Source organism: Actinoalloteichus sp. GBA129-24 (assembly GCF_001941645.1).
GTDB lineage: Bacteria > Actinomycetota > Actinomycetes > Mycobacteriales > Pseudonocardiaceae > Actinoalloteichus_A > Actinoalloteichus_A fjordicus.
In genome coordinates, this window is sequence record NZ_CP016077.1 from 6185622 (window position 1) to 6200559 (window position 14938).

Sequence of the window (14938 nt, forward strand, 5' to 3'; positions counted from 1 at the left end):
TCGTCGACGGCGAAGGAACGGAGTGACCGACGATGCTCTGGCTCGTATGGCGGCGAAATCGCGTCTCACTGATCTCGTTATTCGTCCTGGGAGGGCTCCTGTCCGCCGTGTTCTTCGGCGCAGGCCTGCTACTCAGAGCGGCTGATACAGCGTTCACCCAGTGCCTCGACGGGGGCTACGAGGCTCAGTATTGTTTCTCAGACCAAGGCTGGCAGTTAGGCGTACTCGGCGGCCTGGCACTGAACCTGGACAGATCACTCCTGCTGCTCCCGCCCGTCGTCGCGCTGCTGGCGGGAGCACCGCTACTGACCAGGGAGATCAACAACGGGCACCACCGCTTTCTCTGGTCCCAGGAGCGGAAGCGGGAACACTGGTTCGTGAGCACGGTCACCGTCATGTTCGGCGCGGTCGCGCTGATCTCGCTGTTGATCGCGTCCGCCCTCGGATTCTGGTCCGCCCAGTACAACAGCTCGGTGCAGTGGCAGAACTTCGACAACGGACTGCTGGTGCTGCCCGCGACCGCGCTGTTCCTGACGGCTCTCGGCATGCTGGTCGGGGCCGCGACGAAGCGACGGGCGATCGGCATGGTCGCCTGCCTCGCCGTCGGATACGGACTCGTCCTCGCCGCCCCGATCGCGTTTCGGACCTACGCCACACCCGAGACGATGCCCATGGCGGACTACGCCAACTACGAGGCAACCCCGAACGGCTATTCCTCGACCGGCGTCGACCCGTCGCTGCTCTATCTCGGCGGCCATTTCGAAGACGACGCCGGAAACCGGGTCCCCGATCAGGAGGGCTGGCAACGATTCCGTGAGCACAACATCGACAATCCAGATGACGAACCATGGTCCCTGCCCGACGGCCTGCACGAGATCGCCAGTTATCACCCCGCCGAGCGATACTGGCCCTTCCAGGCCATCGAGGCGGGCATCCTGCTCGGGCTGACCGCGCTCTGCATCGGCGGCACGCTCTGGTTCGTACGCAGGCGGGCAGGCTGAGGCGCAGGGGCGTCGGCGTCGGAGAGTGCGGCGGCTGCGGAAGGCGAAGGAGTCATTCCGCAGCCGCCTGTCGATGCCTGTTCTACCTCAGCCCCCGTCAGGGCCAGACCACGTATGCGGGGCCGACGTCGAGGACTTCGACCACGGACACGTCGGCACGGAGCCATCCCCGCGTGCGCGGGGCCGACATCCCGACCTGCATGGTCTTCAGCCGTGAAGCCCGCCTACCACCACGCGATACAGGTCCCGTCCACGGTCGACGCTCAGCGCAGCCCGGTGCCCCTGGCCAGCGCCGTCTGGACGAGAGTGTCGAGCAGAGACGGGTAGTCCGTGCCGGTCACCGCCCACATCTTCGGGTACATCGAGATCGGGGTGAAACCGGGCATCGTGTTGACCTCGTTGACGATCAGCTCGCCGGACTCGGTGACGAAGAAGTCCACTCGCGCCAGTCCCTGGCAGTCCAGCGCCTCGAAGGCGGTGATCGCCTGGGCGCGCAGCTGCTCGGTGACGTCGTCGTCGAGCTTCGCGGGGATGTCGATCTCGCAGAACTCGTCCAGGTACTTGGCGTCGAAGTCGTACCAGTCGACCGAGCCGTCGACCACCCGGATCTCCGAGGGCAGCGAGGCCTCGACGCGCCCGTCGGGGAACTCCAGCACGCCGCACTCGATCTCGCGGCCGACCACCGCGCTCTCGATGATGACCTTCGGGTCCGTCTGTCGCGCGAGGTCGATCGCGGCGGGCAGCTGCGCCCAGTCGGTCACCTTGCTGATGCCGATCGAGGAGCCTGCCCGCGCGGGCTTGACGAAGACGGGCAGGCCCAGCGTCTCCCGCTGCACCGCACTCAACGTCTCCTGCCCCCGACGCAGCACCTCGTAACGGCCCACGCCCAGACCGGCGGCACCGAGCAGCTTCTTGGCGAATTCCTTGTCCATCGCGGTGGCGCTGGCCAGCACGCCGGGCCCCACATAGGGCAGGCCCGCCATCTCCAGCAGGCCTTGGATCGTGCCGTCCTCGCCGTAGGCGCCGTGCAGCACGGGGAACACGACGTCGACACCGCTCAGCGCCTCGCCTGCCTGCCCCGGCTCCAGTGAGACCAGGTTGTTGCTCGTCGGGTCGGCGGGCAGCACCAGTGCCGCCGCCGAGGAGTCCACGGCGGGCAGAACACGGTCGCGGATCTCCAGCTCGCGGACGTCGGAAGTACCGACGACCCAACGGCCCTCCTGGCTGATGCCCACCGGCACGACCTCGTACCGCTGCGGGTCGAGGTGGGCCAGCACGCTGGCGGCAGACGAGCACGAGATGGCGTGTTCCGAGCTCCGCCCGCCGAAGACAACCGCCACTCGCGTTCTCCGTTCCGTCATGCTGCGTGACCCTACCGGCAGAGTTACTCCCTCGATCGGCGCAGCGGCGGGCGTCCCCGGGTTTCCGCTGTCCCAACACACTCGATGTGACGAATTCGGCGCAGTAGCGGACATTCCGGTTGCCTTCGCGCGCTGAACCGTCGCGTCCGACGGCGAGAAGCCGGGCAGGCAGGCCGCCCGAATCGGCGACCGTCTCGAACGCTGCGTGCGCGGCCACCCACCTGAACGACGAGCAGTCACCCGTTCCGGTCAGACTCGCTCCGCTCACCCGGCATCCGACCCGGCAGGCCGCCTCGCCTCCCCCGCGAACAAGTCGACGATCTCGGGCAGCGCCGCATCGAACTCCGCAGGCGAGCAGGCGGCATAGCCCAGCGGCACCCCGAAGAGCCTCGGCGTGCCCTGGTAATGCCGGGCCAGCCCGTCGATCAGCAGTCCCGCCGCCTCCGCCTTCGCCGCCACCCGCCGTTCCGCCGCCGCCGAGGCCAGCGGAATCACCACGTGCGCACCCGCCTCGTCGCCGAGCACCTCGATGCCCTGGTCACCGAGTGCCTGCACCAGCCGAAGCCGCCGGGCCGCGAGCTCCCGTCGCATTCGGCGCAGATGCCTGCCGAGGTCGCCGTGCCGCGCCAGTTCGACGAAGACCCGCTGGCCGGCGGCGGGCGGTCCCGCGCCGGCCAGGTCGCGGTACTCCTGGACGGCACCGAGCACCCGGCCGGGAGCGACCATCCAGCCTGCGCCGAGGGTCGGGGTGAGGATCTTGCTGGTGGTACCGAGGTGCACTACGACGTCGGGGCCGAGAACCACCAACAGCGGCAGCGGCGCCACGTCGAACCGCAGCTCGCCGTCGTAGTCGTCCTCGATGATCAGAAAGTCCTGCTCGCGCGCCCGCCGGACCAGCGCCACCCGCCGCTCGGCAGGCAGCCTGCCGCCCAGGGGGTACTGGTGAGCGGGCGAGCAGTAGACGGCCTGGATGCCCGTCGGGATCTCGTCCACGAGGAGCCCGTCGGCGTCCACCGGCGCGGGGAGCACCTCGATGCCGCCCGCACGGAGTGCGCCGACCGCCCGCTGATAGCCGGGGTCCTCCACCGCGACCCGGTCCCCCGGTCGCAGCACCGAGGAGGCCAGTTCCGCCACGGCGGCGGTGGTGCCCGCCGTCGCCAGCACCGCATCGGCGGGCGACGGACCGGGGTCGTCGGGGCGGTCGACGACCGCGAGCCCTCGGTGCCGCAGCAGATGCTCGACGATCACCGTCCGGTACTCCGGCAGTCCCGCCCGCTGCGGTCGGATCAACGGCGGTGCGTCGGCGGCCACCCGCCAGGCCCGCCGCCAGGCCGCCCGGTCCAGCCCGTGCACCCACGGGGCACCCGGTGTGAGGTCCAGCAGGCGGCGGTCACCGGTCCGAGGTCGCGGCGCGGGCTCGGCGGGCCGGACCGCACCGGGCGGGCTGGTGGTCACGAAGGTCCCGGAACCGTGCCGACCCACGATCCAGCCCTCGGCATGCAGCTGTTCGTACGCCGCCGCAGTCACGGTCCTGCTGACCTGGAGATACCCGGCCAGGCCGCGCGTGGACGGCAGCCGGTCGCCCGCCCGCAGCACGCCGGAGGCGGCCGAGGCGCGCAGCGCGTCGGCGAGCTGCACGGCCAGCGGGATCGCCGCCGACCGGTCCAACTCGATCGGGATCTCGCTGATCGGCCCGCCGCGAGGTCGGGAGGCGTTCATCAAGTGGCCCTTCAGAATCACCGACGATTGGCACTTATCTAATGCCACTGATGGCGGCACGCTGAGCACATGACCGATGTGGCACAACCGGCACAGGCACAGCCGGAGGCACCGTTGTCCCCCACCGACCGCAGCACCATACGACGAGGCAGGGTGCGCGCCAGGACGGCGCGAGCAGAGCTGCACGAGATCCTCGATGCGGGCCTGATCTGCCACCTCGGCCTGACCACCGACTCCGGACCGCTCGTGCTGCCCACCTGCTACGGCCGCGACGGCGACACCCTCTACCTGCACGGCTCGACCGGCGCGGCGAGTCTGCGGAGCCTCGCGGGTGGGGCGCCCGCCTGCGTGACGGTGACACATCTCGACGGCATCGTGTACGCGCGATCGGTCTTCCACCATTCGGCGAACTACCGGTCGGCCGTGATTCAGGGCGTGGCCGTGCCGGTGCTCGACGACGCGGACCGGCGTCACGCGCTGCGCGTGGTGACCGAACAGCTGGCCCCGGGTTCCTGGGACGGCGGCGCTCGGCTGCCGACCGAGCGGGAGATGGCGGCGACGCTGGTGCTCGCCCTGGACCTCGGCGAAGCGTCGGTCAAGGTGCGCACCGGGCCGCCCGGCGACGACGAGGAGGACGTGGCGGCCGACGAGCACTGGGCCGGGGTGCTGCCGTTGAACCAGACCTGGGGCCACCCCGAACCGTGTCCACTACTGCCTGCCGGGACGCCGATCCCCGAGCGAGTCAGCGGGCGCTGACCCGCCCGGCACCCGATTCACCACGCCCCGCATGGCGGGTGGAACGCCGGCTTCTCCGGGATCGAGGTCGGCGACGCCACCGGCTCGACAAGCAGCGCGGGCGGCGACAGACCGAACGGCCTACCAGCGGCGTCGCCCGGTGTGGCGCAGGCCCTCGGTCGCGTCGAACTCGTACTCGTTCATCTCACGCCGTTCCCGGCGGTAGACGTGCACGCTGACCGCCGGGTCCGGGCCCTCGTTGACGACCTCGTGCACGTAGTCCGGCCCGAAGACGCGGGAGGAGCCCGCCGCCAGCGGCTGGACGACCTCGATGCGGCCGCCTCGGCTGTCCTGCCTGGCCACCCGCTCGGTCAGCACCCCGTTGACCACCGTGAACGCCCCGACGGCGCCGCCGTGATCATGCAGCCGGGTGCGCTGGCCGGGCAGCCAGCTCAGCAGCCAGACCTCGTGATGCTCGGTACGGGACAACAGGCCGGACCACCGCTGGTCCGGGTCGTAACGCAGCAGCGGAGCCCACTGCTCACGTTCGGCGGCGGTCGCCATCGCGACGCGCACGGGATGCGTCAAGGCGTGCTGCGTCGACGGTGCGGCGATGGTGTTCGGAGGCACGGCGAACATGATCGATCCTCGGATGGGGTGGGTGCGGCGGACCGCGCGAGGCAGCACGGCGATCGTGGCCGAACGCCGAGCGCGGCAGGTCAGAAGGGGACGCTCACCACAGACAACAGTGCGCGCGCACGACCGAACGGAGGATGGAACCCCTCGCGGCGTGATCAGAATGCGCGGACATGCCTCGACCGTATGGCTCCCGAACGCGACCCGTCAACCGCCGACCGGCCCTTGAGACCCGATGCCACCCGACCAGGTGGTCTTCGGTGACGAAACGTGGTCACCGGATGGTTCACCTAGCACAGCGACCGCGTCCGGCCCGCCGCCACCACCGGTCGCCCTGCGGCTCCAGTCGACCGAGGAGGACTCGACGGCTGCCCTGTCTCACTCCGCCCGCCTGGGACACCGGATACGCCGGGAGCCGGGCCGACCGGGCAGCCCGAGTACGCCGAGCGGAGACACCGGACACCGGACGGCCGGGCGACCACGGCCCCGCCCCGCGTTCACTTCCCTGGCCCGCGTCCCCACAACCGACGAACCCGCCGCCCTCCGAAGCCCCGAGGAACACCGGACCACAGCAGCCCCACGCCGGAGCGACCAGCGGGAAGGACCGTCACCGCACGCAGGAGTCCAGGGCGGCCAGCACGTCGGCCACCAGATCGGCGGCGTCCTCACAACCCGAGGAGAACCGCACGAAGCCCGGCGCGACCGGATCGCCCCAGCGAGCCCGGCGGTCCACGGTCGAGTGCACCCCGCCGAAGCTGGTCGCCTCCACGACGAGCCTGCTCGCCGCCACGAACCGGGAGAAGGTCGCCTCGTCGGCCAGCTCGAAGGACAGCACGCCGCCGAAGCGACGCATCTGACGCCGGGCCGTCTCGTGGGCGGCGTCGCCCGCCGAACCGGGCCAGCGCAGCCCCCGCACCGCCGGATGGTCCCGCAGCGCCGCTGTCAGCGCGGCGGCGTTCTCGGCCTGCCTGGCCAGCCGCAGATCCAAGGTGCTCAGGCTCCGATAGGCCAGCCACGCCTCGAACGGACCGGGGATCGCACCGCCCAGCGTGCGGGCCTCGCGCAGCCTGCGGGCCAGCGCCGCATCCGCCGTCGAGACGTGGCCGAGCAGCAGATCGCTGTGCCCGCTGAGCGCCTTGGCATCGCTGGCGACGACGACGTCCGCCCCGAGGGCGAGCGGCCGCTGCCCCAGCGGGCTGGCCGTGGTGTTGTCCACCGCTACCACCGCGCCCGCCGTGTGGGCACGGGCGCTCAGTTCGGCGATGTCGCAGACGTCCAGGCCCGGATTAGACGGGGTCTCCAGCAGCACGAGCGCCGCACCGTCGAACACGTCGTCGTCCCACGGCCCGGCGGTGGGCACCGCTCGCACCGTGACGCCGCGCGGCACCAGCTCCGACTCCGCGAAGGCCCTGGTCGCGTAGTAGCCGTCCGAGGGCAGCACCAGGGCCCCTCGCCCCGAGGCGTCTCGCAGGAGTGCCGAGATCGCCGCCATCCCCGAGGGGAACAGCACGCACTCGCCGCCGTCGAGTTCGCCGATCGCCGACTCCAGCCGTCGCCAGGTCGGGTTGCCTGCACGCCCGTAGAAGTCGGCCTCCTCGGCCAGGCCCGCATCCGTATCGGGCCGGGCGTCCGCCAGATGGAACGGCGCGGCGAGCACCGGTCCAGGAGTCAGCGGGGAGCCCTTCGACGGCGCGGTCTCCCCCGCGTGCACGCAGCGGGTCCCGTCGCCCCAGTCGGGATCGAGACTCATGACCACTCCGCCTTCCTGGCCCTGCCGAGCAGCTCGGCCGCCATCACCCTGGGCGACAGCGCCTCGTGACAGACCCGGTAGACGCTGTCGGTGATCGGCATCTCCACGCCGTGTCTGGCGCCCAGTTCCCGGATCGAGGCACAGGATTTCACGCCCTCCGCCACCTGCCCGTTCGCCGCCGCCTGCGCCTCGGCGATGCTGTCGCCCCGCCCGATCCTGGCCCCGAAGGTGCGATTGCGGGACAGCGGCGAGGAGCAGGTGGCAACCAGGTCGCCGAGGCCCGCCAGGCCCGCGAAGGTCAGCGGGTCGGCGCCGAGCGCGGCACCGAGCCGTGCGGTCTCGGCGAGTCCCCTGGTGATCAGGGTGGCCGTGGTGTTGTCGCCGAAGCCGAGTCCGTCGGCCATGCCGCAGGCGAGTCCGATGACGTTCTTGCACGCTCCGCCCAGTTCGCAGCCGATCACGTCGACGTTGGTGTAGGGCCGGAAGTAGCGGGTGGAACAGGCGTGTTGCAGAGCCTCGGCCCGCCGCTCGTCGGTGCAGGCGATGACCGTGGCGGTGGGCTGTTCGGCGCCGACCTCCTTGGCCAGGTTCGGGCCGGACACGACGGCCACCTGATCGGCGGGGACCTCCGCCACCTCGGCGATGACCTCGCTCATCCGCTTCAGACTGCCCAGTTCCACGCCCTTCGCCGTACTGACCAGCGTCGCTCCGGCCGGCAGGAGCGGGCGCCACGCCGCCAGATTGGTGCGCAGCGTCTGACTCGGCACCGCCAGCACGACCGCGTCGGCGTCGGCCAGCGCTGCGGCGGCGTCGCTGGTGGCGGTCAGGTTCATCGGCAGGGTCACGTCGGGGAGGTAGTCGGAGTTACGGTGCAGCCGGGTGATCTCCTCGGCGACCGTCTGCCTGCGCGACCACAGCACCACGTCGCGGCCGGCGTCCGCGATGACCTTGGCAAACGCGGTGCCCCAGGAACCGGAGCCCAGTACTGCCACCCGTCGGATCGACTCCACCGAACACCACTCCTCGCATCAGCGCCGAACTGTTCGAACCCGCCGATCGACCCGGCGGGCTGGGGCGTGTCTCGGCGGAGACTCGCCGAAAGACTCAAGACTCCGGACGGTCGAGGTCGCCGTGCTCGGGACGGACCCGGCCGCGATGCAGAAAGAAGGTCGAGGGCGCCGTCTCCTGTCTGACCTCCGCGAGGAGATCGCGGACCGAGCCCATCACCGTCTCGGTCACCTCGCGCAACAGTGCGGTGTCGCGCGGACGGTCCTGAAACGCGGTGAGGTCCAACGGCTCGCCGACCCGCACCCGCACCGGCTTCCGGCCGATGGGGCGGAATCTGCGCTTCGTGTAGTCGAAGATGTGCTGCGTTCCCCAGTTCACCGCCGGGATGACGGGGACGCCGCCTTCCAGCGCCAGCCTGGCCACCCCGGTCCTGGAGTGCATCGGCCACAGCTCCGGATCTCTGGTGACCGTGCCCTCCGGGTAGATGACGACGATCTTCCCCTCGTGCAGGGCGGCCAGTGCGGCGTCGAGACTGCGCTGTGCCTCGCCGCTGCCCCGGTAGACCGGAATCTGGCCGGTGCTGCGCATCAGCGTGCCGACGACGGGCACCTTCCAGAGGCTGTGCTTGGCCATGAAACGCGGCACGCGCCTGCTGCTGTGCACGAGGGCGGCGTCGTAGACGGGGTCGATCTCGGAGATGTGGTTGAAGACCAGCAGCGCCCCGCCGGTGGCGGGAATCCGCTCGCGGCCCTCGAGGCTGCGGCGGCCGGCCATCCGGCTGAAGGGGTGGAACACCGACGCGGCGAAGGAGACCCAGATGCCGCCCTTCTCCCGGCGTCGCGCCACACCGGTCCGTTCTGCGTCTGGGCTGGTCACCGCAGTCCTCCTGGCTGGTGTGACGGGGATCGGAATCGGCTTAGAGCCTGTTTTTGATCCCCACTTTCGGAGTTGCGCGGGGCCAGCGCGGCGATCTGCGGCGTTGTCGTCAGTCAACATAACTCCGTTATGTCTCCTTCCTCCGCCTTGCAGCTCATCCACGCTGATCCCCGCTCACGACTCCAGGGGGACCAAAACAGGCTCTCAGAGTCTTACCGAGTCCTCGTCAGGGCCCACATCGGGGTCCGCAGGCGGGTCCGGCCGCCCGCCTCGCGGCGGGATCGAGCAGGATGGGGGTGTGGGCACCGGAGTAGACCTGCTGGTCCCGGTCAAGATGCTTCACTCGGCGAAGTCCCGACTCCTCGGGGCGGCTGACGGCGGCGTCGGAGACCGAGCCAGGCACGCACAGTTGGTGGTGGCGTTGCTCTTGGACACCATGTCGGCGGCGCGAGGCGCTGACGGGGTGCGCAGGGTCATCGCGGTGACCTCGGACCTGGTGGTCTCGGCTGCCGTGCTCGCCGAGGGGCACACGGTGCTCGCGGAGCCGCCGGAGGGCGGGCTGAACACCGCACTCCGACACGGCAGCGAGCAGCTGCTCGCGGCCGATTCCTCGGTGCGAGTCGGCGCGCTACAGGCCGATCTGCCCGCGCTGCGCTCCGACGACCTGGCCGAGGCACTGGTCGAGGCGGGAGCGGGACGCGCCTTCTGCGCCGACCGGCAGGGCACCGGCACGACGATGCTGATCGCGGCGTCCGGTTCGCCGCTGCGCCCCGAGTTCGGCGTGGGCTCGGCCGCCCGGCATGCCGGGTCGGGTGCGGCGCCGCTGGCGGGCCGACGTCCGACGCTGCGCTGCGACGTCGACACCGAGGACGATCTTCGCGAGGCGGCGAGGCTGGGACTCGGCGAGCACACCAGGGCGGTGCTGGCCGCGCGCTGCCACCGGGACCGCCACGCCTGCTGACGACGACGTTCCCACCCGTTCGACTGACCCCGGTCCCATCCGACGGTCGTCGGCCTGGCACGGGCCGACGACCGCCGCAGGCAGGACATCATTCGGACGGGGCGCAATGGGCCGTTCTTCACCTCTTGTTGGTGCGTGAGGACACACCGAACGAACCGGATCTGGGCGACAATGGGGTGTTGTGAGCACCCCATCGAGCGGCGAACGGCAGTCTCGTCAACGCAACCCGAGGCCTGCGCGGCGTGGCAGGCCGTCGGCGACGGCCTCGGCGAGCGTCCCGCTCCCCGAGGGGCTTCGCGGCTATCCGCAGGCGCCGCCCGCCGCCACCGCGGCGGCTCCGACGGTCGACGATCTGCCCGAGAACCGCTATCTCAATCGGGAGCTGTCCTGGCTGGACTTCAACGCCAGAGTGCTCGCGCTCGCCGAGGACTCGTCGCAGCCGCTGTTGGAGCGCACCAAGTTCCTCTCGATCTTCGCCTCCAATCTGGACGAGTTCTACATGGTCCGGGTGGCGGGACTGAAGCGTCGAGACGAGACGGGGCTGTCCGTGCGCAGCGCCGACGGGCTCTCCCCGAGGGAACAGCTCGCCAGGATCGCACTGCGCACCCAGGAACTGGCCGAACAGCACGCGAAGGCCTTCCTCGAGGACGTCCGACCCGCCTTGGAGAAGGCCGCCGTGCTCGTCCTGACCTGGGACGATCTGACGTCCGACGACCGGAGTCGACTGTCGGAGTACTTCACGGAGCAGGTCTTCCCCGTGCTCACCCCACTCGCCGTCGACCCGGCCCACCCGTTCCCCTACATCTCCGGCCTCTCGCTGAATCTCGCGGTCACCGTGCGCGACCCGCAGGGCGGCACGCCCCGCTTCGCGCGGGTGAAGGTGCCGGACAACGTGCCTCGGCTGGTGCCGGTGCCTCAGGGTCGTTCGTCGGACACGGCGACCAAGAACCGCTCGTCGGACACGGTCGCCTTCCTGCCGCTGGAAGAGCTGATCGCCGCACACCTCGACAACCTCTTCGCAGGCATGGAGGTGATCGAGCATCACGTCTTCCGGGTGACGCGCAACGCGGACCTGGAGGTCGAGGAGGACCGGGACGAGGACCTGCTCCAGGCGATGGAACGGGAGCTGGCCCGGCGCAGGTTCGGTCCCCCCGTCCGGCTCGAGGTCGCCGACACCATGAGCGAGCACATGCTCGAACTGCTGCTGCGGGAGATGGACGTCGATCCCGGCGATGTCGTGGAGCTGCCGGGCCTGCTCGACCTGTCCTGTCTGTGGCAGCTCTACGCGGTGGACCGGCCGCAGCTCAAGGCGGCGCCGTTCGTTCCTGCGACACATCCCGCCTTCGGCGAGGGCGAGACTCCCAAGAGTGTCTTCGCCACGCTGCGGGACGGCGACATCCTGGTCCACCACCCCTACGACTCGTTCTCGACGAGCGTGCAGCGGTTCGTGGAACAGGCGGCGGCGGACCCGAAGGTCCTGGCCATCAAGCAGACGTTGTACCGCACCTCGGGCGACTCGCCGATCGTGGACGCGCTGATCGACGCGGCCGAGGCGGGCAAGCAGGTCGTGGCGTTGGTCGAGGTGAAGGCGCGGTTCGACGAGCAGGCCAACATCAAGTGGGCGCGGGCGCTGGAGCGGGCAGGCGTCCACGTCGTCTACGGACTGGTCGGGCTCAAGACGCACTGCAAGACGGCACTGGTGGTCCGGCAGGAAGGCTCGACGATCCGCCGGTACTGCCACATCGGCACCGGCAACTACCACCCCAAGACAGCCAGGATCTACGAGGACATCGGCCTGTTCACCGCCGAGCCGTCCATCGGGGCCGACCTCACCGACCTCTTCAACGTCCTGACCGGATACGCCAGGCAGAACACTTATCGCAGCATCCTGGTCGCGCCGTACGGCATCCGACGGGGAATCGTGGAGCGCATCGAGGGTGAGATCGATCGGGCCCTGCGCGGCGAGTCGGCAGGCATCCGATTCAAGGTGAACTCGCTGGTCGACGAACAGGTCATCGACGCCTTGTACCGCGCTTCGCGCGTCGGGGTGCCGGTGGAGATTGTGGTCAGGGGCATCTGCGCGCTCAAGCCCGGCATGCCGGGAGTGTCCGAGAACATCCGCGTCCGCTCCATTCTCGGCCGCTTCCTGGAGCACTCGCGCATCTTCCACTTCGTGGGCGCCGAGGAGCACTGGATCGGCAGCGCGGACATGATGCACCGCAATCTGGACCGGCGGATCGAGGTCCAGGTTCGGGTCACCGATCCTGTGCTGGTGGCCGAGCTCGACGCGATGTTCCGTTCGGCGCTCGACCCCGCCACCCGCTGCTGGGTGCTGGGGCAGGACGGCGTGTGGTCGCCGTCCCCCCGGCTCGGCGACGAGGTCCGCGACCATCAGACGGAGCTGCTGCGCACGCACGGGGCCAAGGACTGAAAGCGGTCTCGACGGGCATTCGCCGACTCGGATCGGGGTGGGGGCACGATGGCTGCTGCGACAGACGAGGACGTCAGGACCACGAAGCACGTCAGAGCCGCAGGCGTGGTCCTGTGGCGCGCAGGCGGCGGGCCTGCGGCGGAGCGCGAGGTGGCGCTGGTGCACCGACCCCGATACGACGACTGGTCGCTGCCCAAGGGCAAGGCGGAGCCGGGCGAGACCCGGCACGCCACGGCCGTCCGCGAGACCACCGAGGAGACGGGAATCCGACCAGTGCTGGACCGGCTGCTCGGCGAGGTGAGCTACACGCTGCCCGCCACCGCCGTGGACGGCCCGCTGCGCAAGACGGTGACCTACTACGCGGCCAGGCAGGTGACCGACACGGTCGACCGGGCGACCGACGACGAGGTCGACCAGGTCTGCTGGTTCCCGCCTGCCGAGGCCGCCGACCGACTCACCTACCCCCACGACCGCGTCATCCTGCGTCGTTTCGGCGAGCTGAACGGCGACTCCCGAACGATCCTGCTCGTCCGGCACGCGAAGGCGGGCAGCCGCACCAAGTGGTCCCAGCCGGACGAGCTGCGGCCGCTGAGCCGGTCGGGGAGACGCCAGGCCGCCGCGCTGGACGGGTTGCTGCCGCTGTTCGGCCCGGACCGGGTGTACTCGGCGCCGAGGACTCGATGCAGGCAGACGGTGTCGCAGACTGCCGCGGCGCTGGGCCTGGCCGTCCACGACGAGCCGGTGCTGAGTGAGGAGGCCTACGCGGACGACCCTCGGCGGACGCAGCGGCGAATCGCGGAGATGCTCGACGACTCCACGACGACCCTGGTGTGCAGTCAGGGTGCCGTGATCCCCGGCCTGGTCCGGTGGTTCGCCGACCAGGCGGGCGAGCAGGCGGCGACCGAGGACCCGCCGAGCAAGAAGGGCAGTCTGTGGGTGCTGTCCTTCCATCCGACCCGCCCGGTCCTGCTCGGCAGCGAGTATCTGGCGAGCGCGGAGGACTGGTGACTGCCGGACTCGACGCGGCGGCGGCGGGACCGCAGGCGAAGGCGGTCCAGAAGGCTCCGAAGACCGGTTAGGAGCGCCGAGCCGCGAGGCCTGCGGGGCGTCGCTCGCGACACGGGATGGGTGGCCTGCTCGGGGGAGACGAATCGGACCCGCCGATCGACGCGGTATCCGTCCTGACGGACCCGGCACCCGCGCCTCTGCCGCACGAGCAGGGCATCGGCCGACTCGGGTCAGGCCGTCCCCGATCGGAACGGATGCCTCGCCGGGGAGAGAGGGCGGCGACGGCCTGCGGCGAACTCCTCACCGATGGACCGCGCCGGGGAAGACCCACCGCTGTGCGGGCCTACCTGACCGCACTGCGACGGGTCGGGGCGGAGGCAGGGGCGGTGGGCCGCGCACGACCCACCGCTCGCCCGCTACTTCTTCCGAGTGCTGCTCGTCGACCGGCTCGACGGCTTGGCCGCCGACCGGCTCGTGCCTGCGCGAGTGGCGCTCCGGCCCGTGGAGGCCTTCGCGGTCGACGCGCTCCTGGTGGTGCGTCCGGTGCCGGCAGACCGCGTGCTCGTCGATGAGGAACTCGACGGCTTGGCCGTGGTCTTGCGCGCGGTGCTCCGGGTGGTGCTCGACGGACGAGCCGTGGTGGCGGTCTTGGTCCGACTGGACGAGGAGCGCGCGGGCGTGCTCTTCGCGGTGGAGGACCGACTTGTACCGGCCTTGGTGGTGCTTCGTGCCGTCGACCGGCCCGTGGTCGACCGGGTGGACGTGCTTCGGCTGGTCGAGGAGGCTGCCGAGGATCGGCTGCCGCTCGCCGAGGGCCGGGTCCGGCTGGTCCCGGTCGTGCTGCGTCCGCTGGTCGACCGGGTACCGGCGGCACGAGTCCCGCCCGAGCTCGCCCGGCTGGTCGTCGACTTCGAGGTGGACTTCGAGGCCGATCCCGCCCTCGACGACGGCTTGGACTCCGTGGCGGACCGGGAGGCCGTGCTGCTCGCCGATCGCTGGGTGGGCAGTCGGGGCAGCTTACGGCTGCCGTCGATGACCTCTTTGAAGTTCGTTCCGGGCCGGAAGGCCGGCACCGTCGTCTTCTTGACCTTCACGGCCTCCCCGGTTCGGGGATTTCGTGCGGTACGGGCGGCTCTGGCTCTCTTCTCGAAGACTCCGAATCCCGAGATGTTCACCTTGTCGCCCTTGTTGACGCTTCGGACGATGACGTCGACGAGTTCGTCGACCGCAGCACCTGCGGTCTTCTTGTCGCCGAGACGCTGCGAAAGCGCGTCGACGAGTTCGGCCTTGTTCACTTTCGGTCCCTCCCGAGACGAACAGTGCGCTCGCAGCCCTGGTAGCGCGAGGGGAGCCTGCTCATTCCGGCCGGCTCTGGCGTCACCGTAAGCCCGGTTTCCGACCTTCGCCACGCGTCCGACGAGCGGCTTTCCATGTCCTGGGTCAAGAAAGGAC

Annotated in this window: 12 protein-coding genes; 5 read left to right on the forward strand and 7 right to left on the reverse strand. The window is 70.5% G+C overall.

Annotated elements, in window-relative coordinates:
- The first annotated feature begins 32 nt into the window (after positions 1–32).
- Positions 33–1001: a hypothetical protein gene (locus UA75_RS26550; protein WP_075742573.1), complete on the forward strand. Its 969-nt coding sequence runs from the start codon at positions 33–35 to the stop codon at positions 999–1001.
- 263 nt (positions 1002–1264) lie between these two features.
- Here UA75_RS26550 and UA75_RS26555 read toward each other — a convergent pair whose 3' ends face one another.
- The gene (locus UA75_RS26555) at positions 1265–2362 is read right to left on the reverse strand and encodes a D-alanine--D-alanine ligase family protein (RefSeq protein WP_075742574.1); all 1098 of its coding nucleotides are present in this window, start codon (positions 2360–2362) and stop codon (positions 1265–1267) included.
- A 264-nt stretch (positions 2363–2626) separates the two neighbouring features.
- Positions 2627–4081, reverse strand: coding sequence for a PLP-dependent aminotransferase family protein (locus UA75_RS26560; RefSeq protein WP_075744243.1), 1455 nt, complete (start codon positions 4079–4081; stop codon positions 2627–2629).
- A 69-nt stretch (positions 4082–4150) separates the two neighbouring features.
- Between UA75_RS26560 and UA75_RS34785 the strand changes: the two genes are divergently transcribed.
- The gene (locus tag UA75_RS34785; protein WP_075742575.1) at positions 4151–4837 is read left to right on the forward strand and encodes a pyridoxamine 5'-phosphate oxidase family protein; all 687 of its coding nucleotides are present in this window, start codon (positions 4151–4153) and stop codon (positions 4835–4837) included.
- A gap of 120 nt (positions 4838–4957) precedes the next feature.
- Here UA75_RS34785 and UA75_RS26570 read toward each other — a convergent pair whose 3' ends face one another.
- From UA75_RS26570 to UA75_RS26585, 4 genes are all read right to left on the reverse strand, one after another.
- Entirely contained in the window at positions 4958–5455 is a 498-nt protein-coding gene (locus tag UA75_RS26570) for a cysteine dioxygenase (protein WP_075744244.1), read from the reverse strand.
- A 604-nt stretch (positions 5456–6059) separates the two neighbouring features.
- Complete coding sequence (locus UA75_RS26575; RefSeq protein WP_075742576.1) at positions 6060–7202, reverse strand: cystathionine gamma-lyase; 1143 nt, start codon at positions 7200–7202, stop codon at positions 6060–6062.
- Positions 7199–8212, reverse strand: coding sequence for an NAD(P)H-dependent glycerol-3-phosphate dehydrogenase (locus UA75_RS26580; protein WP_404799952.1), 1014 nt, complete (start codon positions 8210–8212; stop codon positions 7199–7201). The genes UA75_RS26575 and UA75_RS26580 overlap by 4 nt, the downstream gene beginning before the upstream one ends.
- A 94-nt stretch (positions 8213–8306) precedes the next feature.
- The gene (locus UA75_RS26585) at positions 8307–9086 is read right to left on the reverse strand and encodes a lysophospholipid acyltransferase family protein (RefSeq protein ID WP_232237460.1); all 780 of its coding nucleotides are present in this window, start codon (positions 9084–9086) and stop codon (positions 8307–8309) included.
- Between the two features lie 298 nt (positions 9087–9384).
- On the opposite strand from UA75_RS26585, the gene cofC reads away from it, so the two are divergent.
- The 3 genes from cofC to UA75_RS26600 all read left to right on the forward strand — a co-directional run bounded on the left by cofC (position 9385) and on the right by UA75_RS26600 (position 13486).
- Positions 9385–10047 carry a 2-phospho-L-lactate guanylyltransferase gene (gene cofC / locus UA75_RS26590; protein ID WP_075742578.1) on the forward strand — a complete coding sequence of 221 codons (663 nt, stop codon included), beginning with the start codon at positions 9385–9387 and terminating at the stop codon, positions 10045–10047.
- A gap of 181 nt (positions 10048–10228) precedes the next feature.
- Positions 10229–12478: an RNA degradosome polyphosphate kinase gene (locus UA75_RS26595; RefSeq protein WP_075742579.1), complete on the forward strand. Its 2250-nt coding sequence runs from the start codon at positions 10229–10231 to the stop codon at positions 12476–12478.
- A 48-nt stretch (positions 12479–12526) separates the two neighbouring features.
- Positions 12527–13486: an NUDIX hydrolase gene (locus UA75_RS26600; RefSeq protein ID WP_075742580.1), complete on the forward strand. Its 960-nt coding sequence runs from the start codon at positions 12527–12529 to the stop codon at positions 13484–13486.
- 416 nt (positions 13487–13902) lie between these two features.
- Here the strand turns inward: UA75_RS26600 and UA75_RS35050 are convergent, their stop codons facing one another.
- A complete protein-coding gene (locus UA75_RS35050; RefSeq protein WP_318533269.1) occupies positions 13903–14895 on the reverse strand; it encodes an HU family DNA-binding protein in 993 nt (330 codons plus the stop codon).
- Between the last annotated feature and the right edge of the window lie 43 nt (positions 14896–14938).